18 protein-coding genes and 1 riboswitch are annotated in these 20057 nt (G+C 70.1%); of the genes, 14 read left to right on the top strand and 4 right to left on the bottom strand.

The window, feature by feature from the left end; translation table 11 throughout:
* Positions 1 to 146 precede the first annotated feature (146 nt).
* From ACHFIV_RS19450 to ACHFIV_RS19405, 10 genes are all read left to right on the top strand, one after another.
* Entirely contained in the window at positions 147 to 755 is a 609-nt protein-coding gene (locus ACHFIV_RS19450; protein ID WP_398970418.1) for a CDP-alcohol phosphatidyltransferase family protein, read from the top strand.
* A gap of 110 nt (positions 756 to 865) precedes the next feature.
* Entirely contained in the window at positions 866 to 3361 is a 2496-nt protein-coding gene (locus ACHFIV_RS19445) for a sugar phosphate nucleotidyltransferase (RefSeq protein ID WP_398970415.1), read from the top strand.
* A 99-nt stretch (positions 3362 to 3460) separates the two neighbouring features.
* Positions 3461 to 4381 (top strand): DUF881 domain-containing protein, encoded by a 921-nt coding sequence (locus ACHFIV_RS19440; RefSeq protein WP_398970413.1) that lies wholly within the window; start codon positions 3461 to 3463, stop codon positions 4379 to 4381.
* The gene (locus ACHFIV_RS19435) at positions 4378 to 4710 is read left to right on the top strand and encodes a small basic family protein (protein ID WP_003970459.1); all 333 of its coding nucleotides are present in this window, start codon (positions 4378 to 4380) and stop codon (positions 4708 to 4710) included. Before ACHFIV_RS19440 ends, ACHFIV_RS19435 begins: the two co-directional genes overlap by 4 nt.
* Before the next feature lie 5 nt (positions 4711 to 4715).
* Positions 4716 to 5564: a DUF881 domain-containing protein gene (locus ACHFIV_RS19430; RefSeq protein WP_398970410.1), complete on the top strand. Its 849-nt coding sequence runs from the start codon at positions 4716 to 4718 to the stop codon at positions 5562 to 5564.
* Between the two features lie 190 nt (positions 5565 to 5754).
* A complete protein-coding gene (locus tag ACHFIV_RS19425; RefSeq protein WP_398970407.1) occupies positions 5755 to 6540 on the top strand; it encodes an FHA domain-containing protein in 786 nt (261 codons plus the stop codon).
* A 42-nt stretch (positions 6541 to 6582) separates the two neighbouring features.
* Complete coding sequence (gene ftsR, locus ACHFIV_RS19420) at positions 6583 to 7326, top strand: transcriptional regulator FtsR (RefSeq protein WP_398970405.1); 744 nt, start codon at positions 6583 to 6585, stop codon at positions 7324 to 7326.
* Positions 7327 to 7379: 53 nt separating this feature from the next.
* Positions 7380 to 7853, top strand: coding sequence for a bifunctional nuclease family protein (locus ACHFIV_RS19415; protein ID WP_030794342.1), 474 nt, complete (start codon positions 7380 to 7382; stop codon positions 7851 to 7853).
* Between the two features lie 167 nt (positions 7854 to 8020).
* The gene (locus tag ACHFIV_RS19410) at positions 8021 to 8638 is read left to right on the top strand and encodes a MerR family transcriptional regulator (protein WP_398970401.1); all 618 of its coding nucleotides are present in this window, start codon (positions 8021 to 8023) and stop codon (positions 8636 to 8638) included.
* A gap of 73 nt (positions 8639 to 8711) precedes the next feature.
* A complete protein-coding gene (locus ACHFIV_RS19405; protein ID WP_398970398.1) occupies positions 8712 to 10148 on the top strand; it encodes a DNA polymerase IV in 1437 nt (478 codons plus the stop codon).
* Here ACHFIV_RS19405 and ACHFIV_RS19400 read toward each other — a convergent pair.
* On the bottom strand, positions 10070 to 10441 hold the full coding sequence (locus tag ACHFIV_RS19400; RefSeq protein WP_398970395.1) for a PRC-barrel domain-containing protein: 372 nt from the start codon (positions 10439 to 10441) through the stop codon (positions 10070 to 10072). The genes ACHFIV_RS19405 and ACHFIV_RS19400 overlap by 79 nt on opposite strands.
* Positions 10442 to 10574: 133 nt before the next feature.
* Positions 10575 to 10670: riboswitch (glycine riboswitch) on the top strand.
* Positions 10671 to 10865: 195 nt separating this feature from the next.
* On the opposite strand from ACHFIV_RS19400, the gene gcvP reads away from it, so the two are divergent.
* Positions 10866 to 13751 (top strand): aminomethyl-transferring glycine dehydrogenase, encoded by a 2886-nt coding sequence (gene gcvP / locus ACHFIV_RS19395; RefSeq protein WP_398970392.1) that lies wholly within the window; start codon positions 10866 to 10868, stop codon positions 13749 to 13751.
* A gap of 70 nt (positions 13752 to 13821) precedes the next feature.
* Here the strand turns inward: gcvP and ACHFIV_RS19390 are convergent, their stop codons facing one another.
* Both ACHFIV_RS19390 and ACHFIV_RS19385 read right to left on the bottom strand, forming a co-directional pair.
* Entirely contained in the window at positions 13822 to 14028 is a 207-nt protein-coding gene (locus tag ACHFIV_RS19390; RefSeq protein WP_398970389.1) for a DUF5999 family protein, read from the bottom strand.
* 289 nt (positions 14029 to 14317) lie between these two features.
* Complete coding sequence (locus ACHFIV_RS19385) at positions 14318 to 14941, bottom strand: hypothetical protein (protein ID WP_398970386.1); 624 nt, start codon at positions 14939 to 14941, stop codon at positions 14318 to 14320.
* A 491-nt stretch (positions 14942 to 15432) separates the two neighbouring features.
* Here ACHFIV_RS19385 and ACHFIV_RS19380 point away from each other — a divergent pair, with 491 nt between their 5' ends.
* Both ACHFIV_RS19380 and ACHFIV_RS19375 read left to right on the top strand, forming a co-directional pair.
* A complete protein-coding gene (locus ACHFIV_RS19380; protein ID WP_398970383.1) occupies positions 15433 to 16938 on the top strand; it encodes a glutamate-cysteine ligase family protein in 1506 nt (501 codons plus the stop codon).
* Between the two features lie 92 nt (positions 16939 to 17030).
* Positions 17031 to 17810, top strand: a complete 780-nt coding sequence (locus ACHFIV_RS19375; protein WP_398970380.1) for a CPBP family intramembrane glutamic endopeptidase — start codon at positions 17031 to 17033, stop codon at positions 17808 to 17810.
* Between the two features lie 24 nt (positions 17811 to 17834).
* Here ACHFIV_RS19375 and ACHFIV_RS19370 read toward each other — a convergent pair whose 3' ends face one another.
* On the bottom strand, positions 17835 to 18656 hold the full coding sequence (locus ACHFIV_RS19370; RefSeq protein ID WP_398970377.1) for a PhzF family phenazine biosynthesis protein: 822 nt from the start codon (positions 18654 to 18656) through the stop codon (positions 17835 to 17837).
* Positions 18657 to 18768: 112 nt separating this feature from the next.
* Between ACHFIV_RS19370 and ACHFIV_RS19365 the strand changes: the two genes are divergently transcribed.
* On the top strand, positions 18769 to 19980 hold the full coding sequence (locus ACHFIV_RS19365; protein ID WP_398970375.1) for a glycosyltransferase: 1212 nt from the start codon (positions 18769 to 18771) through the stop codon (positions 19978 to 19980).
* The last annotated feature ends 77 nt before the right edge of the window (positions 19981 to 20057 follow it).

Genomic DNA, 20057 nt, shown 5'->3' with positions numbered 1-20057 from the left:
TATTGCGGACTAGCCCCGTGCCCTTGTGGCACGGGGCTTTTCTGCGTTCACGGCCAGGCGGCTTCCCACCCCTGTGCATCGGCGTCCTGGGGCTGAGGGTAAGGTCAGGGGGCATCATTGGCACGTTCTTCACAGGAGGCCCCCGGGTGGAGGTCCAGGAGACTCGAGTTCAGACGGACCGAGTACTCACCATCCCCAACATCCTCAGCATGGCTCGCCTTGTCGGCGTACCGCTCTTCCTGTGGCTGATCCTTCGCCCCGTGTTCGGCGGGCCCAACAGTGATGGCTGGGCTCTGCTGGTCCTGATGCTGAGCGGAGTCAGTGACTACCTGGACGGCAAGCTCGCCCGTCGCTGGAACCAGATCAGCAAGCTGGGCCGGCTCCTGGATCCGGCTGCCGACCGCCTGTACATCCTGTCGACCCTCGTCGGGCTCACCTGGCGCGAGATCCTGCCGTGGTGGCTGACCGCCGCACTCCTGGCCCGTGAGCTGATGCTCCTCGTCATGGTGGGAATCCTCCGCAGGCACGGCTATCCGCCGCCGCAGGTGAACTTCCTGGGCAAAGCCGCGACCTTCAACCTGATGTACGCCTTCCCCTTGTTGCTGCTCAGCGACGGAAGTGGTTGGCTTGCTTCGCTGGGCACCATTTTCGGATGGGCGTTCGCTGGATGGGGTACAACCCTCTATTGGTGGGCAGGGATCCTCTATGTGGTCCAGGTCCGCCGTCTGGTCAAGGCGGATCAAGTAGCCGATTAGCTCGTTGACGTGGTGCCGTGCAGAGTCGCCGGCCCGCACCCGACAGTTGTGTGTCGCCCCGACGGGCGAAATCGGCAGACCGTCGTCTCTTCGAGGAGGACGTTACCGATATGAAGGCCGTCGTGATGGCAGGCGGTGAAGGCACCCGCCTTCGCCCCATGACCTCAAGCATGCCCAAGCCGCTCCTGCCCGTGGCCAACCGGCCCATCATGGAGCACGTGCTACGTCTGCTCAAAAGGCATGGGCTCAATGAGACCGTGGTCACCGTCCAGTTCCTCGCCTCACTCGTCAAGAATTACTTCGGTGACGGCGAAGAACTCGGGATGGAACTCAGCTATGCCAACGAGGAGAAGCCGCTCGGCACCGCGGGGAGTGTGAAGAACGCCGAAGAGGCTTTGAAGGACGACACCTTCCTGGTCATTTCCGGCGATGCCCTCACCGACTTCGATCTCACCGACCTCATCGCGTTCCACAAGGAGAAGGGCGCACTCGTCACCGTGTGCCTGACCCGGGTCCCCAACCCGCTGGAATTCGGCATCACGATCGTTGACGAAGACGGGAAGGTGGAGCGGTTCCTGGAGAAGCCGACCTGGGGCCAGGTCTTCTCGGACACCGTGAACACGGGCATCTACGTCATGGAGCCCGAGGTCTTCGACTACGTACAGGCCGACACCTCGGTGGACTGGTCCGGCGACGTGTTCCCGCAGCTCATGAAGGACGGCAAGCTGATCTGCGGGTACGTGGCGGAAGGCTACTGGGAGGACGTGGGCACGCACGAGAGCTACGTGAAGGCCCAGGCCGACGTGCTGGAGCGCAAGGTCGACGTCGAACTCGACGGATTCGAGATCTCTCCGGGCGTCTGGGTCGCGGAAGGCGCCGAGGTCCACCCCGACGCGGTGCTGCGGGGGCCGCTGTACATCGGTGACTACGCCAAGATCGAAGCGGGCGCGGAGATCCGCGAACACACCGTGGTGGGATCGAACGTCGTCGTGAAATCGGGCGCGTTCCTGCACCGGGCGGTCGTCCACGACAACGTCTACATCGGACAGCACAGCAACCTGCGCGGCTGTGTGATCGGCAAGAACACCGACATCATGCGGGCCTCCCGCATCGAGGACGGTGCCGTCATCGGTGATGAGTGCCTGGTCGGCGAAGAATCGATCATCCAGGGCAACGTGCGGGTCTACCCGTTCAAGACCATCGAGGCCGGCGCCTTCGTCAACACCTCGGTGATCTGGGAGTCGCGCGGCCAGGCACACCTCTTCGGAGCCCGTGGCGTCTCCGGCATCCTGAACGTGGAGATCACGCCGGAGCTCGCCGTCCGGCTCGCCGGCGCCTACGCGACGACCCTCAAGAAAGGTGCGACGGTAACCACCGCCCGTGACCACTCCCGCGGTGCCCGCGCGCTGAAGAGAGCGGTCATCTCGGCGCTCCAGACGAGTGCCATCGACGTCCGCGACCTGGAGAACGTGCCGTTGCCGGTAGCCCGGCAGCAGACCGCACGGGGCAGCGCCGGCGGCATCATGATCCGTACGTCTCCCGGCGTCCCCGACTCGGTCGACATCATGTTCTTCGACGAGCGGGGTGCCGATCTCTCCCAGGCGGGTCAGCGGAAGCTGGACCGGGTCTACGCCCGTCAGGAGTACCGCAGGGCCTTCCCCGGAGAGATCGGGGACCTGCACTTCCCGTCGAGCGTCTACGACTCCTACACGGGTTCGCTGCTGCGCAACGTCGACACGGCGGGCATCGCCGACGCGGGCCTCAAGGTGGTCGTGGACGCCTCCAACGGCAGCGCCGGGCTCGTCCTGCCCAGCCTCCTCGGACGCCTCGGTGTCGACGCGCTGACCATCAACCCGGGGCTCGACGAGTCCCGGCCGACGGAGTCCGCCGAGTCCAGGCGCGCGGGCCTGGTGCGCCTCGGTGAGATCGTGTCGTCCGCGCGGGCCGCCTTCGGCGTCCGGTTCGACCCCGTCGGTGAGCGGCTGTCCCTCGTGGACGAGCGTGGCCGCATCATCGAGGACGACCGCGCGCTGCTGGTCATGCTCGACCTCGTGGCCGCGGAGCGGCGAAGCGGACGGGTGGCCCTTCCGGTGACCACCACCCGTGTCGCCGAACAAGTAGCGGCCTACCACGGAACGCAGGTGGAGTGGACGACCACGTCCCCCGACGATCTGACCCGTGTCGGCCGCGAGGACACGACGATCTTCGGCGGTGACGGCCGAGGCGGCTTCATCGTGCCCGAGTTCAGCAGCGTCTTCGACGGTGCGGCGGCCTTCGTCCGGCTCATCGGCCTGGTGGCCCGGACGCAGCTCACCCTCAGCCAGATCGATGCCCGCATCCCGCGCGCGCACGTGCTGCGCCGTGACCTGGCCACGCCGTGGGCCGTCAAGGGGCTTGTCATGCGGCGGGTCGTCGAGGCCGCTGGAGAGCGCAGTGTGGACACCACCGACGGTGTCCGGGTCGTCGAGACCGACGGCCGTTGGGTGATGGTGCTTCCCGACCCGTCGGAGGCGGTCACCCATCTGTGGGCCGAAGGCCCTGATGACGCCTCCGCTCAGGCACTGCTCGACGAGTGGGCGGCGATCGTGGACAGCGCGGGCGACTGACCCGCTGAGCCGTGAGCCCGGAAGCCCGTACGCCGCGGCTTCCGGGCCGACGGTGGGGCCATTCGGCGGCAGCGGGCATGACGTGCGACGATGTGCGGCATGCCGCAGCCGCCCCCCGATCGGAGCAGTGCTCCGCCGCGTCCCCGCCCCGACGCCTCCATGTCGCTGCTGACCACGGTGATGGAACACAGCCTCGACGAGGGATACGCCGAGGCCTCGGCCCGTCGTCGCGCCGAAGGCAGTGACGGCCTGCCACGGACACTCAGGGCGAAGCTGGGTCTCGCCGCGGGACTGGTGCTGGCCGCTCTCGTGGTGACACTCGGTGCCGCCGAGGCCCGGGTGGCGGCGCCGGTCGTGGCCAAGGAGCGCGAGGAGCTCATCGACCGGGTCAACGCCGAGACCTCCACGGCGGACACGCTCGAGAAGCAGGTCGAGGAGTTGCGCAAGGACGTCGGTGAGCGGCAGCGCAGGGCGCTTCAGGAGCACGGTGGGGACCAGGGCGGTCTCGTGGCGCTGCTGTCGGGCGCCACCGCTGTCGAGGGGCCTGGCGTCAAGCTCGTCGTGGACGACGCCGAGGACACCGACGAGGGCGGCGGAGGACCCCGTGAGTCCGCCGGTTTCGCCGACACCGGGCGTGTGCGTGACCGGGACATGCAACGTGTGGTCAACGGTCTGTGGCAGTCGGGCGCCGAGGCGGTCGCCATCAACGGCCAGCGGCTGACCGCCCTCTCCGCGATCCGTGCGGCGGGCGACGCCATACTGGTCGACAACAGGCCGCTGGTGCCGCCGTACACGGTGCTGGCGGTGGGGGACGGGAAGAGGCTCGCCACAGCCTTCCAGGACAGTGCGGACGGCCAGTACCTTCAGGCGTTGCACGAGAGCTTCGACATCCGCACCAGCATCTCCGAGCAGGAGAAGGTGCGTCTTCCGGCCGCGCCCAGCCTGATCGTACGTACAGCAGAGCCTCAGGCCGCAGACACGGGCAGTGGTGCGGCAGACACAGGGAAGGGCACATCGTGATCGCCGTACTGGGCCTCGTCGTGGGAGTCGTGGTCGGACTGTTGGTCCGGCCCGAAGTGCCGGCGGTGGTCGAGCCCTATCTGCCGATCGCCGTGGTGGCCGCGCTCGACGCCGTCTTCGGCGGTCTCCGGGCCATGCTCGACGGGATCTTCGTGGACAAGGTGTTCGTGGTGTCGTTCCTGTCGAACGTCGTGGTGGCCGCGCTCATCGTCTTCCTCGGCGACAAACTGGGCGTCGGCGCCCAGCTCTCCACCGGCGTGGTGGTCGTGCTCGGCATCCGGATCTTCTCCAACGCCGCGGCGATCCGCCGGCACGTCTTCCGGGCGTGAGGCCGATGAACAGCGAACAGAACCCGAACAGCGAACAGAGGCTCGGCGGCGGGGGCCCCGCCGGCGCGCTCCCGGCCGAGGCGCCCGCACCGGCCCCGGTGCCGCCCGCGTCCCCGCCGGACGCGCCCGGGACCGTCTCAGGGCGCCAGCGGCTTCGGGCGGGCCTCTGGCCGCCCAGGGTGAGCAGGGCCCAACTGATCGTGGCCCTCCTGCTGTTCGTCCTCGGTCTGGGGCTGGCCATCCAGGTCAGGTCGAACAGCGACAACAGCGCCCTCCGTGGCGCCCGCCAGGAGGACCTGGTCCGCATCCTCGACGAGCTCGACAACCGGACCCAGCGCCTCGAGGACGAGAAACAGCGCCTCGACGACCAGCGCACGGAACTGGAGAACAGCTCCGACCAGGCGGAGGAGGCCCGGAAGCAGACGCTCGAGAAGGAGCGTCAGCTCGGTATCCTGGCGGGAACGGTCGCGGCGCACGGCCCCGGCATCACGCTGACCATCAGTGACCCGAGCGGCGCGGTGGAGTCCGACATGCTCCTGGACACCATCCAGGAGCTCCGGGCCGCGGGTGCCGAGGCGATCGAGATCAACGGCGTGCGGGTGGTGGCCAATACATACTTCTCCGGTGACGGGGGAGAGTTGAGAGTCGACGGCCGCAGGATCGAGGCTCCCTACGAGTTCGAGGTCATCGGCAAACCGCAGGACCTGGAGCCGGCTCTGAACATCCCCGGTGGTGTCGTGCAGACGCTCGAGAAGGAGCAGGCCACGGCCGAGGTGACACGCGCCGAGGACATCGTCGTGGACGCCCTGCGGCCGGCGGAACAGCCCGACCACGCCCGGTCGTCGTCCCGGTGAGGCGGTGGGGCGCGGTGCTCACAGGACACGCACACCGGGTTGCGGGGGGTCGGCGCAACGGATTGGTGGCGCGTGGTGGAAACTGTCGGGTGGATACGGACGTTGTGAAGATGTCCGGGTCGGCAGGTGTGTTCATTCAGGGTTCGTCCTGCCCCACGGGCGGGTCTATTTCGGTCAAGGGGAAACGCCCGTGAAGTTGTTTGCGAAGTTGTTCGGAAAGAGTGCCCGCGAGGACAGCAGCGCTGCCCGCCACCGCGCTCCGCGTCAGGGTCAGGGCGCCGAGGAGCAGGGCTCGGAGCGCCCGCTCTTCCGTGACGAGGTCCAGGGAGGCGCCGTCGGGTCCGGCGCGTCGTCCGTTGACCCCGGGGGTTCTGGACGCATAGGTTTCGGGGAATCATCGACCTCGAGTACGGGTGGAGGGTACGCCCCCGCTCCGGAGGGCTCGTCCATGCCGGTCTGTACGAGGTGCGGGCATCGGAACGCCGAGGCCAGCCGTTTCTGCTCCAACTGCGGTGCGCCGCTGAGGGGCGGGGTGCCCGAGCGCGCCTCGGAGACGACCTCCACCATCTCGATCTCGGGGATCGAGGCGTACGAGGCCGAGGCGACGGGCCAGACGGTCCTTCCCTCGCTCTCCCCGGAGGCCCAGGCCGCCGTGGACGCGCTGCCGGCGGGTTCGGCGCTGCTGGTGGTCCGGCGTGGCCCGAACTCCGGCAGCCGCTTCCTGCTGGACGGCGACCTGACGACGGCCGGCCGTCACCCGCAGAGCGACATCTTCCTCGACGACGTGACCGTGTCGCGGCGTCACGTGGAGTTCCACAGGAGCCCGGACGGTAGTTTCACGGTGGGCGACGTCGGAAGCCTCAACGGCACCTACGTCAACCGCGAGCGCATCGATTCCGTCGCGCTGACCAACGGTGACGAAGTCCAGATCGGCAAGTACCGGCTGGTCTTCTACGCGAGCCAGCGAGGCGTGTGACCCTTCCCCGGACCACGTCCGGGGGGACCACCAGGAAGGTCCATGCTGCGAACACCGACAGGCGGTGCCGGTCACGGCACCGCCGCCGCGGGCGAGCGTGCGATGAGCATCGGCACGGTGCTCCTGCGGCTGCGCGACGAGTTCCCCGAAGTCACGATCTCCAAGATCCGCTTCCTGGAGGCGGAGGGTCTCGTCGAGCCCCAGCGCACGCCATCGGGTTACCGGAAGTTCAGCTCTGCCGACGTCGAGCGGCTGGCTCAGGTGCTGCGCATGCAGCGGGACCACTACCTGCCGCTCAAGGTCATCCGTGAGCACCTCGAAGCACTCGCCCGCGGAGAACAGGCCGCGCTCCCGTCCGGCGGCGGCCAGGGCGAGTCCACGGAGGTCCTGTGGGACCAGGACCTCGGGCAGAACACCGCCTCCCGTATCGGGCGCCCGGAACTCCTCGCCGCCGCCGAGGCCACCGAGGAGCAGCTCGCCGAGTGGGAGTCGTACGGGCTGATCGTGCCCGCCGCCGGAGGCAGCTACGACGCCGAGGCGGTGACCGTGGCACGACTCGTGGCGGACCTGGGCAGATTTGGTCTGGAACCCCGGCACCTGCGCGCCGTCAAGGCCGCCGCCGAGCGCGAGGCGGGGCTGGTCGAGCAGGTGGTCGCACCCCTGCGCCGGCACAGGAATCCGCAGACCAGGGCACATGCGGAGGCCACCGCGAAGGAGCTGGCGGAGCTCTCCGTGCGCCTCCACGCGGCGCTCGTGCAGACCGCTCTGAAGGTCAGCTTCCACTGAGGGCGGACGAGCCCGACTATCCAAACATGGCGGGCACGTCCTAGGGTTGCTGTGTGAACGAGCTCGACGTTGTGGGTGTCCGGGTGGAAATGCCCTCCAACCAACCGATCGTGCTCCTGCGTGAAGTGGGAGGCGACCGGTACCTCCCTATTTGGATCGGCCCTGGGGAAGCGACCGCGATCGCCTTCGCCCAGCAGGGCATGGCTCCGGCCAGGCCGCTGACCCATGATCTCTTCAAGGACGTGCTCGAGGCCGTGGGCCAGGAGCTCAGCGAGGTCCGCATCACGGACCTCCGAGAAGGGGTCTTCTACGCGGAGCTGGTCTTTGCCAGTGGTGTCGAGGTGAGCGCACGGCCGTCCGACGCCATAGCGCTCGCCCTGCGCACCGGCACGCCGATCTACGGCAGTGACGGGGTGCTGGACGACGCGGGCATCGCCATCCCCGACGAACAGGAGGACGAGGTGGAGAAGTTCCGCGAGTTCCTCGACCAGATCTCGCCGGAGGACTTCGGCACGAACAGTCAGTGACCGTCCCGAGGGGCAGCGTCAGCGCATCCGACAAGCCGTTCCCGGAAATCAGTCACGGGAAACCACCCTCAGGGTGATTATCACTCGGCGTGCCGAGTGTGGCGATCGTTGACGCACCCCTGGTGACTGCCTACCTTCGAGGTGGCAGGTCAAGGACGGAGGTCGGCGTGAGAAGCAGCGGCGACGGTACGGCTGAGGGTGGGCCGTACCGGCAGCACGGCAGTGCGGCCGACCACTCCATCAGACAGCCGGTTCAGCCGGCGGTGGTGGCAGCGGACGGTGTGGCAGTGACAGGGGAGATCGGCTACCGGGGGCCGACTGCATGTGCGGCGGCCGGGATCACCTACCGGCAGCTCGACTACTGGGCGCGTACGGGGCTCGTGGAACCGAGCGTACGTCCGGCGTACGGGTCGGGGACGCAGCGTCTCTACAGCTTCCGGGACGTGGTGCTCCTCAAGATCGTCAAGCGTTTCCTGGACACGGGTGTCGCGCTGCAGAACATCCGCACCACGGTTCAGCACCTCAGGGCCCGGGGATTCACCGACCTCGAGCGGATGACGCTGATGAGTGACGGCGCCACGGTCTACGAGTGCTCCTCGCCGGACGAGGTCGTGAACCTGCTCCAGGGAGGTCAGGGCGTCTTCGGGATCGCCGTCGGTGTCGTCTGGCGGGACGTCGACGCGGCACTGTCCCAGCTGCACGGGGAGCGTGTCGACACGGGGGAGACCCTGATCGGCCCCAACCCCGGCGACGAACTGGCACGCCGACGCAATCGCGCGGGCTGAGACACCGGGGCGGGCGGCGTGGCGCACCCGCCGGGCGGAGCGGTTGTCAGTGGCATAGGGCAGCATCGGCCGTGTGAGAGCCGCGCCCACCATCCTGCATCTGGACATGGATGCCTTCTACGCCTCCGCGGAGCAGGCGGCGAAGCCCAGTCTGCGTGGCAAGCCGGTGGTGGTCGGTGGACTGGGCATGCGCGGGGTGGTCGCCACCGCCTCCTACGAGGCGCGCCGTCTCGGCGTGCACTCGGCGATGCCGATGGCGCAGGCGAGACGGCTCGCGCCCAACGCCGCGTACCTGATCCCGCGTTTCGCGCTCTACCGGACAGTGAGCGACCAGGTGATGGAGCTGCTCGGGCGGCTGTCACCGCTCGTGGAGCCGCTCAGTCTGGACGAGGCCTTCGTCGATCTCGAGGCCGGCGGGGTCGCCGACGACTCGGCGTCCGCGCGCCTGGTCGGTGAGCAGTTGCGGACCGTGATCAGGAGCGTCACCGGACTCAGCGGTTCCGTGGGTCTGGCCGGCTCCAAGATGCTTGCCAAGATCGCCTCGGAGGAGGCGAAACCGGACGGTCTGCTGCTGATCGAGCCCGGCACCGAGCGTGAACTCCTGGCTCCCATGTCCGTGCGGATCCTCCCGGGTGTGGGGCCCGCCACCGGCGACCACCTGCGGCGCGCGGGCATGACCGCCGTCAGCCACCTGGTGGAGGCCGGTGAGGCGGAGCTCGTGCGGCTGCTGGGGAAGGCGCACGGCGTCGCGCTCCACCGCATGGCGCGGGGCTACGACGACCGTCCGGTCGTCGCCGAGAGGGACGCCAAATCGGTCTCGGTCGAGGACACCTTCGACGTGGACCTGCACGACCGTGTGCGCGTGCGCACGGAGGTGGAACGGCTCGCGGTCCGGTGTGTGCGACGGCTGCGGGGCGCGGGGCGTTCCGGCCGCACCGTGGTCCTCAAGGTGCGCCGCTACGACTTCTCGACGCTCACCAGATCCGAGACCCTCCGCGGGCCCACCGACGACCCCACGGTGGTCAGGGAGGCCGCCGCGCGGCTGCTGGAGGCCGTGGACACGACCGGAGGCGTGCGGCTGCTCGGCGTCGGTGTCACAGGGCTTGCGGACTTCACGCAGGAGGATCTCTTCGCGCAGGCCGCCGACGCCGAGCACGCCGCCGAGGAGTCCTCCGCCGCCCCGGACGAGGGAGACGGCGCGGCGAAGACGCCGGAGGGCGGGGAACAGCCGGCCTCGCGGCGCTGGCAGGCCGGACACGACGTACGGCACGACGTCCACGGTCACGGCTGGGTGCAGGGCAGCGGCGTCGGCCGTGTCACCGTTCGTTTCGAGGAGCCGTGGTCACCGCCCGGCCGGGTGCGCACGTTCCGTGTCGACGATCCGCAGCTGCGTCCGGCCGATCCGCTTCCGCTGGTGCGTGACGCGGTCGACTACTCCTCCTGGCCCGCGAGCCTGCCGAAGTCCCTGTCGGGACCCGCCCCGGCGGAGGGCGAGGAGTCCAGCCCGTAGTGCCGGTACAACTGCAGTTCCTGTTCGGGGGACAGATGGCGGCCGACACCGAAGTCGGGCGCGTCCTTGATCAGGGACCGGTCGAAGGGGATCACGAGTGATCCGTCGACGAACTCGCTCGGCTCCAGCGGGACGAACGCGTCCCTGGTGAAGAGACCGGTGCGCACGGCGGCCCACTCGGGTACCCCGGTGGCGTCGTCGAGATAGACCTCGTCCACGGTTCCGATCCTGGCACCTCGACGGTCGAAGGCCTTGCGGCCGATCAGGCTGCGCGGATCGATGTCGGCCTGCACGGTGCCTCCCACTGGTCACGACTGCGTCAAGTGGTCGCGGCTGCTCCACAGGCACTACGAAAGGCCAGATCCGGACCGTCGGCCACTCGAGACAGCCCGCGCCGGGCCCGCTGGTAGGCTGGGACACGGCTGCTGACCCTGTGCGGGAGAGTCCTCCGGAGCGATCCGGCGGCGCCGAAGGAGCAACTCCTCCCCGGAATCTCTCAGGCCCCCGTACCGCACGGACGAGGTCACTCTGGAAAGCAGGGCGGTATCCGTACGGCACGTGCCGCGACGGGCGCCGCCCTCACCGACGGTGAAAGCCGGTACGCCCCAGGGCGTGCCGGTGAAGCTCTCAGGTCGAGATGACAGAGGGGGAGGCCGTACGGGCAGCCACGCCGTGGCGCGCCCCTCGCAGGTCGTGACAGACCAGGAGGCCTCCATCATGACCCCCCGTCGCACTCCGCTCGCCCAGCTGGAGCAGGGCATTCCGTTCGAGCAGCGCCACATCGGGCCCGATGCCGAGGCGCAGGCGAAGATGCTCGCCCAGGTCGGCTACGGCTCCCTGGACGAGCTCACCGCCGCCGCGGTGCCCGACGTGATCAAGAGTGCCGATGCGCTGGACCTTCCCGGTGCCCGCACCGAGGCCGAGGTCCTGGCCGAGCTGCGCAGCCTCGCCGACCGCAACCAGGTGCTCGCACCGATGATCGGGCTCGGCTACTACGGCACCTTCACCCCGCCGGTGATCCTGCGCAACGTCCTGGAGAACCCCGCCTGGTACACGGCGTACACGCCGTACCAGCCCGAGATCTCCCAGGGCCGTCTCGAGGCCCTCCTGAACTTCCAGACGATGGTCGCCGACCTCACCGGGCTGCCGACCTCGGGGGCCTCGCTCCTGGACGAGGGCACGGCCGCGGCCGAGGCCATGGCGCTGGCGCGACGGGTCGGCAAGGTGAAGGACGGCGTCTTCCTGGTCGACGCCGACACGCTGCCGCAGACCATCGCGGTGATCGAGACCCGCGCCGAGCCGACCGGGGTCGAGGTCGTCGTCGCCGACCTCACCGAGGGCATTCCCGCGGAGGTGGCCGAGCGCGGGGTCTTCGGTGTGCTGCTCCAGTACCCCGGGGCCTCCGGTGCCGTGCGGGACATCAGGCCCGTCATCGAGCAGGCGCACGAACTGGGCGCGATCGTGTCCGTCGCCGCCGACCTGCTGGCCCTGACGCTGCTCACCTCGCCCGGAGAGCTGGGAGCGGACATCGCCGTGGGCACCACGCAGCGCTTCGGCGTCCCGATGGGCTTCGGCGGACCGCACGCCGGCTTCATGGCCGTACGCGAGAAGTTCGCCCGCAGCCTGCCCGGCCGGCTCGTCGGCGTCTCGGTCGACGCGGACGGCGACAAGGCCTACCGGCTGGCCCTGCAGACCCGCGAGCAGCACATCCGCCGCGAGAAGGCCACCAGCAACATCTGCACCGCCCAGGTGCTGCTCGCCGTCATGGCCGGCATGTACGCCGTCTACCACGGGCCGGACGGGCTGCGTACGATCGCGCGGCGCACCCACCGGTTCGCCGCCATCCTGGCCGAGGGGCTGCGGGCCGCGGGCACGGAGGTCGTGCACGAGGCGTACTTCGACACCCTCACCGTCCGCGTGCCGGGCAAGGCGGCCGACGTGGTCGCCGACGCGCGGGAGCGCGGGGTGAACCTCCGCCTCGTCGACGCCGACCACGTCTCGGTCGCGTGTGACGAGACCACCACCCGCGCCCGTGTCGCCACCGTCTGGGCCGCCTTCGGCGCAGCCGGCGACATCGAGGCGCTGGACGCCGAGGCGGCCGACGCGCTGCCCGGGGGCCTTCTGCGCACCGATGCCGTCCTCACCCACCCCGTCTTCCACCAGCACCGCTCCGAGACGGCGATGCTGCGCTACCTGCGCAAGCTCGCCGACCGCGACTACGCGCTGGACCGGGGCATGATCCCGCTCGGCTCCTGCACCATGAAGCTCAACGCGACCGCCGAGATGGAGTCGATCACCTGGCCCGAATTCGGTGCGCTCCACCCGTTCGCTCCGGCCGAGCAGGCGCAGGGCTTCCTCACCCTCATCCGTGAGCTGGAGGAGCGTCTCGCCGAGGTCACCGGCTACGACGCCGTGTCCATCCAGCCCAACGCGGGTTCGCAGGGCGAGTTCGCCGGGCTGCTGGCCGTGCGCGCCTACCACCGGGCCAACGGCGACCACGCGCGCACCGTCTGCCTGATCCCGTCCTCCGCGCACGGCACCAACGCCGCGAGCGCCGTGATGGCCGGCATGAAGGTCGTCGTGGTGAAGACCGCCGACGACGGCGAGGTCGACATAGAGGACCTGCGGGCCAAGATCGCGAAGCACCGCGACGAGCTCGCCGTACTCATGATCACCTACCCCTCCACGCACGGCGTCTTCGAGGAGCACGTCGCGGACATCTGCGGCGAGGTGCACGACGCCGGCGGCCAGGTGTACGTGGACGGCGCCAACCTCAACGCCCTGGTCGGTCTGGCCAAGCCGGGCCACTTCGGTGGAGACGTCTCCCATCTGAACCTGCACAAGACCTTCTGCATCCCGCACGGCGGCGGCGGCCCGGGTGTGGGCCCGGTCGGCGTGCGCGCCCACCTGGCCCCTTACCTCCCCAACCACCCCCTCCAGCCCGCCGCGGGCCCGGAGAGCGGCGTCGGCCCGATCTCGGCCGCTCCGTGGGGCTCGGCGGGCATCCTGCCCATCTCGTGGGCCTACGTACGCCTCATGGGGGGCGAAGGGCTCAAGCGTGCGACGCAGGTCGCCGTGCTCGCGGCCAACTACATCGCCAAGCGCCTCGAACCGCACTTCCCGGTCCTGTACAACGGCCCGGCCGGTCTGGTCGCGCACGAGTGCATCGTGGACCTGCGTCCGGTGTCCAAGGCGACCGGCGTCAGCATCGACGACATCGCCAAGCGGCTGATCGACTACGGCTTCCACTCACCGACCATGTCGTTCCCGGTGGCCGGCACGCTGATGATCGAGCCGACGGAGAGCGAGGATCTCGCCGAGATCGACCGTTTCTGCGACGCGATGATCGCCATCCGCGGCGAGATCGACAAGGTGGCCTCCGGCGAGTGGAGCGCGGACGACAACCCGCTGCGCAACGCCCCGCACACGGCCGCGGCGCTCGGTGGCGACTGGGCCCACGGCTACACCCGTGAAGAGGCGGTCTTCCCGTCGGGTGTCACGCCCTCGGACAAGTACTGGCCGCCGGTGCGCAGGATCGACGGTGCGTTCGGTGACCGCAACCTGGTCTGCTCCTGCCCGCCGCTGGACGAGTACGACCAGTAGACAGGCGGAAGACGCGTCGGGGCCGGTGCGGAGTGCTCTCCGGCCGGCCCCCGTGTTCCGTCCGCCGCGATCAGGCGGCTTCCTTCACCTGGCCGCTCTTCAGCGAGCGGTGCGGCGCGATGATCTGCCCGTCCGGGAGCAGCTCACCGGTGTCCTCGAAGAGCAGGACGCCGTTGCACAGCAGACTCCAGCCCTGTTCCGGGTGGTGCGCCGTCAGACGGGCGGCCTCCCGGTCGTTGGAGTCGGCGGTCGGGCAGGGTGGCTGGTGCTGGCACATGGCTGGGTTCTTTCGCTGCGTTGAGTCGAGCGTCCTGCGGCTGGACGAAGTGTTCATGGCCGCCCCCGTATCAAGTCGGTCCGGTCCCAGTGTTGCCCTGCGGGCGTCTCTCCGCAGGTATTTCGCGGCAGCAGGTGTTCTCCTCCCATGACGCATCACCCGGCCGGACGGTTCGACGCAACTGCACTGTCCGTTCGGATGGTTCGGGGTGGCCTGACCGGACTAGTCCGGACGGGTAGGGGTGCGCCCCCGCCGACGAGTCTGCGGGGGCGCACGTACGGAGCGGGGGTCAGGCGGGCGATCCGAGGAGGCCGGGGACCACGGGAACCTCCGGGAGGTCGGGGAGCGGGGGCGGGGTGACGCGCAGTGTCATGACCGGGAGCAGGTCCGCGACCCGGTGCGGGCGGTGGGCCGTGATCCCCGGAGGGGCCGGCGCCAGGGGGACCAGCACATCGGTCGGTGCGAGTACACCGCCGCCGGCGTCGGCATCGACGTCGTGGTGCAGCCACAAGGTGAACATGTAGAGCTCGGGCACCGACAGCAGCCGCGGCTGGTAGGGCGTCGTCGTCGACTCCGCCTGGCGTAGGGCGAGTTCGGTGGAGACGATGTAGGGCCCCTCGAAGAAGTGCGAGAAGGTCCAGCCGTCGGCGGTGAGCATGGTGTCCGCGGCCGCGACCACGCGCTCTCCGCTGCGGATCAGGAAGCGCCAGCCCGCGAGCCGGGTGCGCGGTGCCGCCTCGTTCGGCACGATCCTGTCCAGTACATGGACGGGAAGGGGAAGTTCCGGGCTCAGCGATCCCTGGACGGACCGGAGAGCGGGCGTATGGGCCTCACGGACTGCGGTGGGAGAACCGAGTGCCGCGAGAACGCTGCGCAGTGCGGGCGCTGGGGCCGGAGAAACATGCAGCGGCATAGTGGGTTGCCTCTCACTTCGGAGACACGGTGGTGCGTGGGCGGGTGCAGACGGCGCTGTCGGCGTGCGGGGCCAGAGGAAGGCCGGTGACGGGGCGGACGGGCCGATGCGTCAACTCTCTGCCTCGTTCGCAGAGTTTATACGACAAATGTTCACACGGTGTTTCGGCTAGCCGTCCCGCGTATTGCCCGCAAGGGCGATTTGAGTCTTGGAATTGCGCACTTTATGTGGATCCGGGCCGCCCTCGGCGCCTGCCGCCAGGTACTTTCCCTATGCGGCGGTAGGCTGAAACGCGTCGGCGTTTCCGTCGTGCGACTCGATCACGCACACTGCATATGCCTCATGCCTTCGGAATGTGCCTCCGGCGTCAGTCATCAGACTACTTGGTGCTCGTAGGGCGTGGGGGCGTTACGGATCATCTCGGCGGGGCATTATCGATCGTGACGCGAGCGGCCTGGGCCGCGGGCCGCCCACCCGAGGAGGGACCCCCGATGGGCGAGAAGATCGTGGCGGGCGCCTTTGCCCCGTCCGATCGGCAGGCGTACCGCGAGAAGCTGACCCAGTGCCTGAAGGTGCTGGAGCGGCTCCTGTCGGAGCGGAGGTTCGATCGGCCGAGGAATCTCATGGGGCTGGAGATCGAGCTGAATCTCGCGGGTCCGGACGGCATGCCGAGGATGCGGAATGCGGAGGTGCTCCAGCGCATCGCCAGCCGCGATTTCCAGACGGAACTGGGGATGTTCAACCTGGAAGTAAATATTCTTCCCCACCGGCTGAGCGGCCGGGTATTCGATCAGCTGGCCGAGGAACTGCGCACGGGGCTCGCATATGCCCACCGGAAGGCGACGGAGGTCGACGCCGGGATCGTGATGATCGGCATCCTGCCGACGCTCGGACGGGACGACGTGGTTTCGGCGAACCTGTCGGACGTCGACCGTTACACGCTTCTCAACGATCAAATGGCGGCAGCGCGCGGCGAGGAATTCGTCCTCGATATCGAAGGTGTCGAGCGACTGGTCTCGACCTCTGCGTCGATCGCCCCGGAATCGGCGTGCACATCCGTCCAGCTGCACCTGCAGGTGACACCGGACCGCTTCGCGGACGTCTGGAACGCGGCCCAGGCCGTCGCCTCCGTGCAGATCGCCCTCGGGGCCAACTCGCCCTTCCTCTTCGGCAAGGAGCTGTGGCGCGAGTCGAGGCCGCCGCTGTTCCAGCAGGCCACGGACGTGCGGCCGCCCGAACTCCGGAACCAGGGGGTACGCCCGAGGACCTGGTTCGGTGAGCGCTGGATCAGTTCGGCGTACGAACTCTTCGAGGAGAACCTGCGCTACTACCAGCCCTTGCTGCCGATGTGTGACGAGGAGGATCCGGGGCGCGTCCTCGACGAGGGCGGGACGCCGGCACTGGCCGAACTCGTCCTCCACAACGGCACCGTCTACCGGTGGAACCGGCCGGTGTACGGCGTGGCGGGCGGCGTTCCCCATCTTCGGGTGGAGAACCGGGTCCTGCCGGCCGGCCCCACGGTCGTCGATGTGATCGCCAACGCGGCCTTCTACTACGGGCTGGTACGCGCCCTCGCCGACGAGTCCCGGCCCGTGTGGACCAAGCTGCCCTTCGAGGCGGCGGCCGAGAACTTCGACACGGCCTGCCGGCACGGCATCGAGGCCGAGCTCCACTGGCCGCGCCCCGGGCGCTCCGGCGGCGTGACGAAGGTGCCCGCCGTCAAGCTCGTCCAGGACGAGCTGCTGCCGCTCGCAGCCGCCGGGCTCGACGCCTGGAACATCGAGCCCTCGGACCGCGACCGCTACCTCGGGGTCATCGAGGAGCGTTGCAGACTCCGGGTCAACGGAGCCTCCTGGCAGGTCGACACGTACCACCGCGCGCTGGAGGCCGGCCTGGCACGCGAGGGCGCGCTGGCGGCGACCACCCGGCGCTACGGCGAACTCATGCAGGCGGGGGAGCCGGTGCACACCTGGCCCGTCGGCTTTCCCGCCCCCTGAGGAGGCCGCCCGGTGTCCCGCCGCCGGCACCACGTCGGGCAAGCTATGACCACGCATGGCTGACGGCAGGTGTACAGGTGGAGGCGGGGCGCGTGGCTCAATCCATTCCGCACGAGGGGGTGCCCCGGCGGACCCTGCGGTCGGAGACGCTGCTCGTGCTGGCTCTCTCACTCGGGGCCAGTGGGGTGTCCGCGCTGATCAGCTTCATCGGGTCGCTGACGAAACCGGGAGGCCTCAAGGACCAGGCGGCTACGCTGAACGGCTCGTACGCCCCCGGGCGGCCGTGGCTCGACCTGGCCTGGCAGCTGTTCGGCGTCGCCTCGGCTCTCGTGCCGGTCGCGCTGGTGGCCCACCTCCTCATGAGGGAGGGGGCGGGTCTGCGGACCCTCGGCCTCGACCGTGCCCGGCCCTGGCCGGACCTCGGCCGGGGAACCCTCGTGGCGGCGGGGATCGGCAGCGCGGGACTGGCGTTCTACCTGGTGGCGCGTGCGGCCGGGTTCAACCTGACGGTCGTCCCCGAGTCGCTGCCCGACGTGTGGTGGAAGTTCCCCGTACTGATCCTCTCCGCGGTGCAGAACTCCCTGGTGGAGGAAGTCATCGTCGTCGGCTATCTCCTGCGCCGCCTGGGACAGCTGGGGTGGACCCCGATGGCCGCCCTGATGGCGAGCTCCGTGCTGCGCGGTTCCTACCACCTGTACCAGGGGATCGGCGGTTTCATCGGCAACATGGTCATGGGCGTCGTCTTCGTGCTGCTGTACAGGCGCTGGGGCCGGGTCGGGCCGCTGGTCGTCGCGCACGCCCTGCTCGACATCGGGGCGTTCGTCGGGTACGCGCTGCTCGCGGGCAAGGTGGGCTGGCTCCCCACCCCGTGACGGGGCGGCCCGCTCCGGCCGTTCTCAGAGCCCGGTGAGCAGTTCCCCGTCGATCACCGTGACGGCGCCGCCCGTCAGCAGGGTGCGCTCGCCGCGCAGCGACGTACGCACGAGGCCCGAGCGGGCCGAGGCCTGGAGCCCGGTGAGGTCGTCGCGCCCGAGCCTCGCCGACCAGAAGGGCGCCAGGGCGGTGTGGGCGCTGCCGGTCACCGGGTCCTCGTCGATGCCCACTCGGGGGAAGAATCCGCGCGACACGAAGTCGTATCCGCTCGCGGGGTCCTCGGCGGGCGCCGTGGCGATGACGCCCCGCCGGGAGCAGGCCCCCAGCGCCCGGAAGTCGGGCCGCAGGGCGCGTACGGCCGCTTCGTCGGCCAGCTCCACCAGCAGGTCACCGATGTGTTCCCCCGTGTCGTTGACCGAGAGGGGCGACGCACCCAGTGCGGCCGCCAGGCCGGCCGGGACGGGCACCGGAGTGAGCGGCGCTGTCGGGAAGTCCAGTGTGAGGGTGCCGTCGTCGTGGGCCGTGGTGCGCAGGATCCCGGAACGGGTGGCGTAGCGCACCGTACCGCTCGCGGCGCCGGTGGTGTGCAGGACATGGGCGGTGGCCAGTGTCGCGTGCCCGCAGAGGTCGACCTCGGTGGCCGGGGTGAACCAGCGCAGCGCCCAGTCGGCCTCACCGCCCGGCGCCAGGGGGTGGGCGAAGGCGGTCTCCGAGAGATTGACCTCGGAGGCGACGAGCTGGAGGCGGTCCGCCCGGGGGAAGGCGCCGGAGTGCAGGAGCACGACTCCGGCGGGGTTGCCCGCGAAGGGGCGGTCGGTGAACGCGTCGACGATGCGGATCTTCATGGGACCGACCGTAGGGAGCGCCGTACGTGCGGTCCAAGGCCAATTGCCGATGGGCGGCCCGCGGCACCGGGTACTCCGGCCCCGGGTGGCGCGCGACGGGGAGGATGGCCGCATGCGGATCCTGATCGTCACTGCCGGTTCACGGGGAGACGTCGCCCCCTTCACAGGCCTGGGGCGGCGCCTGCTGGACGCGGGCCACCGTGTCGCCGTGGCCGCCCACCCGTCCTTCGCCGCACTCGTCCGCGGCTGCGGTCTCGAGCACCGGCCTGTGCCGGGGGACCCGCAGGACCTGCTGCGCGCCTGGTCCCGGGCGGCCTCGCGGGAGGAGGCACGGGCGGTGACGAGGGCCTACGTGGACGGGCTCGCCGACGGAGTTGCGGATGCCGTGGCCGCCGGTTGCGATCTGGTGCTCACCGCCTTCGGCCCGGCACCGCTCAGCCGGGCGGCCGCCGAGGCGTCCGGTGTCCCCGTCGTCGGCACCTATCTCACCCCGTCGTTCGCGACCGGGCATTTCCCGCTGCCCGGCGCCCAGGACACCGGCGGCCTGGGGCCGGAGGGCAACCTTGCCGCGGGCCGTGAGGTGGTGAGGCGCGCGGAACAGCTCTTCGCGGGCGCCGCGGCCCGGCTGCGCGCCCGCCTCGGGCTGCCCGCCGGCCCGCCGTCGGGTGGCGGCCTCCGGCCGGTCTTCCACGGCTACAGCGCGCTGGTCGTGCCACGCCCCGCGGACTGGCCGCCCGGGGTCCATGTGGCGGGCTACTGGTGGCCCGCCAGGCCGTGCGGGTGGCGACCCCCGGACGAAGTCGTCGACTTCCTCCAGGCCGGACCGCCCCCGGTGTTCATCGGGTTCGGCAGTATGGCACCGGGGCACGGGGAAAGGCTCACGGAGCTGGTGGCCGCCGCGGTGGACCGGGCGGGTGTGCGCGCGGTGGTGCAGGCGGGGTGGGCCGGACTGAGTGGCTGCGGCCCTGACGTCCTGGCCGTCGGCGACCTTCCGCACGACTGGCTGTTCCCCCGCACCGCCGCCGTCGTCCACCACGCCGGGGCGGGTACCACCGCTGCCGGCCTGCGGGCCGGGGTACCCGCCCTGCCGGTACCCGTCATGGCCGACCAGCCGTTCTGGGCCGCCCGCCTGCACCGTCTGGGAGTCTCCCCCCGGCCCCTGCCGTTCAACGACCTCACCGCCGAAGCCCTCGGCGCCGCGATCAGGGCCTGCCTGTCCGAGCCGGCGCTCCGTCGCCGGGCGGCCGGACTCGCGCACGGCCTCGCCGCAGAGGACGGCGCCGCCGTGGTGCTGGACCACATCGGCTCGGGCCTCTCCGGCTGAGCGGGTGCGGCGGCCGGCAGCTCGCCGAGGAGTCCCGGCGCGGGGCCGGGTCGCCCGCCCGCAGCCACGAGCGCGTT

Source organism: Streptomyces sp. ALB3, from assembly GCF_044385685.1.
Lineage (GTDB): Bacteria > Actinomycetota > Actinomycetes > Streptomycetales > Streptomycetaceae > Streptomyces.
Note: the sequence above shows the minus strand (reverse complement) of the source record. Positions and strands in the feature narration are given on the sequence as shown.